At 77.4% G+C, this 3,977-nt stretch carries 2 protein-coding genes and 1 pseudogene; 2 read left to right on the forward strand and 1 reads right to left on the reverse strand.

Going from position 1 to position 3,977, the window contains the following annotated elements:
* Positions 1-125 precede the first annotated feature (125 nt).
* On the forward strand, positions 126-761 hold the full coding sequence (locus MTQ10_RS28635; RefSeq protein WP_247473257.1) for a hypothetical protein: 636 nt from the start codon (positions 126-128) through the stop codon (positions 759-761).
* Positions 762-828: 67 nt separating this feature from the next.
* Positions 829-1,373 (forward strand): annotated as a pseudogene (gene tpg / locus MTQ10_RS28640) (telomere-protecting terminal protein Tpg); the annotation flags it as partial.
* 34 nt (positions 1,374-1,407) lie between these two features.
* On the opposite strand, the gene MTQ10_RS28645 reads toward tpg, so the two are convergent.
* Complete coding sequence (locus MTQ10_RS28645; RefSeq protein ID WP_247473258.1) at positions 1,408-3,372, reverse strand: ATP-binding protein; 1,965 nt, start codon at positions 3,370-3,372, stop codon at positions 1,408-1,410.
* Positions 3,373-3,977: the final 605 nt, after the last annotated feature.

Genomic DNA, 3,977 nt, shown 5'->3' on the forward strand with positions numbered 1-3,977 from the left:
CGTCGTGGTCGGGCGGGGGCGGGGTGGGCGTTAGACTCGCCGGGCCGTGACCGCAGGTCAGGACGGCTGTCCCCCGGGGACGGGGATGTGCCGCACCGCACTTCTCGTAACTCTTCGGGGGAAGCATGAGCGAGGCCGGCCCGCCGATGCGGGAGACCGGCGCCGTATTCGAGCGCGTGCTCGACCGGGCCCTGGACTGTCGGCAGGTCCGCGACGCGCTGGACCGGGCCCAGGGGGCGTTGAGCCAGGAGCATCTGCGCCGTCGTGCCCGGCAGGCACGCTCCGCCATCTCCGAGGCCGCCGAGCCCGAGTACCGGGAGTATCTGCGGACCCGCAGCGCGGCCGAGGCCGCCCAAGGCGCCCGTGGCGTCCGGTCCGGGCCCGCTGAGGGGCGTGAGGACGAGGGGGCGCCGCAGGCCGTACGGGCGTCCGTGGTCGCCGCCGGCGCAGCGGCTCTGCTCCTGCCGACCGGGTACGGGCTCAGCGCCTTCGGCGGGCACCCCTACATCGGCGGCGGACTGGTGACCGCCGGTCTCATCGCCGGGTCGCTCGCGGTCGGCGCGGGTGCCGGGGATCTGCTCTGGCAGCGCTTGACCCGCACCGGCGCCCGCACGGCGGCCCCCTCGGCGCCCTCGGCCCCCGCGTCGGCCGAGGACGCGGACCGGGCCCGCGAGGCGTGGGAGCGGGCCCTGCTGGAGCGAGGCCTGGTGCCCTTCCTGCTCGGGCGGCTGGAGGAGGCCGGAGCGCGGCGGCGGTCGTGACGGGCGGGCCGCCTGTGTGATCGTGACGCGGTAGCACCCCGGGAGGGAGCAGCCCGGGGCGGGTGCGATCGACGACGCGCTGGACCGGGCAGGCCGGGAGGCCTTCGCACGGCAGCCGCCCAAGACCCGCAAAGGGCGCATCGACTTCCTGGTGCGGCAGCTGAAGTCCGCGCAGGCCGTGGCCCGCGAGATCGGCGTCGGCCGGCGGTCGGTGGAGCGTGACCGCAACGGGGAGCGCCGCCGCCCGCCGCGGGAGATCGCCGAGCGGATCGAGGCCGCCGTACTGGCCCCCGCCGGCAGCCGCGCGTCCGGGAACAGGCCCGCGCCAGGGCCGCGTCCAGCACCGGCAGCACCATCGAGACCCGCGCCCGGTTCGGGTACACCGCCCCCATCGGCAGTACCGGCGACCCGCGGGTGCGCCGCCTGACCGTGCACCTGCCCCCCGAGTACGCCCGCCGTCTGTTCGACGCCCAGCGGCAGGGCGCCGACGACCGGCGGCTGCGCCGTATCGTCGCCGAGGGCCTGCGGGAGATCTGCTTCAAGGACAACGGCCGCCGCGCCGCCGACCTGGAGGTCGACATCAGCGACATCGACCACCTCGACGTGGCGTACCGACCGAGCCCACGGCCCGCCCCGGCGCCCTGGTCTAGGTGCGGGCCGGTCCCCGGCCGAGGCGGATCTCCCGCGCCGACGCGCGGGGCACGCTCGCCGGCACCGAGAGCGGCGCCAGCGCGGGCGGCGGACCCGGCAGGACCGGAGAGCCCACTTCGACGCCGGCGAGCAACTGCCGCAGCGCACCGCTGCCGTGGGCTGCGGGCAGACCCTCCCCGCAGCCGGCCAGCGCCCGCGTCGCCCGACGCCACGCCCGGCCGGTGCGGCCCAGCGCGAGGTCGGCGCACGCGTACGCGTACCGAGCCACCTGGCAGGTCCAGGCGTCCTGCCGCAGACCGGCCTGCGCCAGCGCGCGGTGGGCGCTGCGCCGGGCCTCGACGGGCGCGAACCGTACCTGCGCCAGCGCGAGCGCCGCCAGAGAGAGCGCAGCCGGAGGGCCGGCCGCCGGGTGTGCGGGGACGGTGTCGGCGGCCAGCCGGAAGTGCGCCGCGGCGGCCCGCGCGTCGCCGTCCCGCAGGGCGAGCACCCCCTGGACGTGCGCGACACGGCCCACGGTCGCGGTGTCGCCGGCCAGGACCGACGTCCACCACGCGTCGTCCAGCAGAGCCCGCGCGGCATCCGGCGCGGTCCGTGCGCTCAGCCAGGCGGCGAGCCACTGCCCGCGCGCGAGGAGCGGGCCGCTGTCGCAGTGCGGCAGCAGGGCCAGCAGCCGGGCCGCGCCCTCCTCCGCCCGGTCGCACACCACCCACCAGAACCACAGCCGCAGCGCCGTCCGCAGGGCGTCCGGTGCGAGACCCGGCGCGGTGGACGCGTGGTCGAGGAGCGCCGCCAGCTCCTCGTACTCCTCGCACACCAGCCGCACCGCCCGGTCCTGCGCGCCCCGCTCCCACAGGCTCTCCGCGTCGACGGCCACCTGTTCAGCGAGCTGCGCGCGCCGCTGCGCCACCGCCGCGAACTCGCCCTTCGCGGTGAGCCGTTCGACCCCGAACTCGCGGGCCGCCCGCGTCATCCGGTAGCGGGGCTCCCGTACGGCGCCGATCTCGCCGTCCATCTGGAGCACGCCGTGCGCGGCGAGCCGCAGCAGGCAGGACGGCACCTGGTGCGCTTCGACGGCGCCGCCCGCGCACAGACGCACCGCCGACGCCTCGGTGAACGACCCGGCGAACAGGCCGGCCCGCGCCCACACGGCCCGTACGGTCCGGTCGCACAGCAGCCACACCGACCCGGCCGCGTCCCGCAGCGACCGGTGCCGACGATGCGGCAGGCGCGGGCCCGCGGGCCACAACTGGTCGAGACGCAGCAGCCGTTCCACCTCCCGCACCGGCAGCCGAGCCGTCTGCTCGGCCGCGAGGACCAAGGCCAGCGGCAGCCCCTCCACCAGTCGGCACACCTCCGCGACACTCTCCGGGTCCTCGGCCGCCCCCGGGTGCGCGTGCCGGTGGAACAGCTCCACCGCCGGCGGACGCGCGCCGGCGGCGTCACCGGGCGCGGGCTCGGTGCGCAGGCCCCGCAGCGGTACCGTCCGCTCGGCGTCGAGGCCGAGCGACCGCCGGGACGTCACCACGACCGTCGTCCGCGGGGCACGCAACAGGACGCGCTGCACCAGGCGTACGCACTCCTCGTGCACCGGGTCCATGTCGTCCAGCCACAGCAGCGTCGGCGCGTCCGGCAGACAGTCCGCGGCCCGCTCCGGGCTCACCGGCCCCGCCGGTACGGCGCCCGTCACCCGCGTCAGCACGGCTGCCGACAGCTCACCGGGCCGGCCGGGCGCCGAGCCCTCCCAGCGCACCTGGACCAGGCACTCCCAGCCCGCCGACGCCGCCACGGCAGCGGCGGCCACCGTGCTCTTGCCCACCCCGGCCGGACCCGTGACGGTCACCAGCCGGTGCGCGGCCAGCAGCTCCGCGACCGCGGCCGTCTCCCGCTCCCGGCCCACCACCGCCGGGCGCACACCCTCCCGCGCGGAACCGCCGCCCGGACCACCACCGCTCGTCAACACCGTCGCCGCACTCCCGTCGCGCCCTGAGCCGCCCACGCACCCTCCCAACGGACCGTCCCGCCACGGCCGTCCCGCCACGGCCTCCCGACACGGCCGACCTCAGCGGGTCGGCCTCTCCGGTCGGCCGCACCTTCTCTGCAGACCGCTCCGACCTGATCCAGCCTGATCCGGACTGATCCGACCCGATCCGACGTGATCCGGCCGGCCCGGCCTGCCGCTCCGTTCCGGCCTGCCGTTCCGCCCCGGTCGAGCTGCCGGTGCCGCCCGGAGCCGTTGCAGAACCGTCACTGCACGGCGCGCCACGGCAACCCCAACGTGCACGCGGCGCCCCGGGTCGCGGCACGACCCGCCACACCACACACCCCACGGACACGTAGAACACGACAACGAATACCGACGACGTACGCACCCCGGCGTCCGGTCCAGGCCCCACATCACGTGTCCCCGGAGTCCGGGCCGTATGTCCGTTCCTGCCTTCGGCCTGCGCCCCGGCGTCCCGGCGGGGCCTCCGCTCCCGGCCCCCGCTCACGCGCTCCGGCCGCCCGTCCGCCGCTCAAGCGCCACCCGCCTTACGGGCCCCGGTCACCCGCCCCCTGCTCCGAGCC

Origin of the sequence: Streptomyces sp. XM83C, assembly GCF_023072675.1 — a bacterium.
GTDB lineage: Bacteria > Actinomycetota > Actinomycetes > Streptomycetales > Streptomycetaceae > Streptomyces > Streptomyces thermocoprophilus.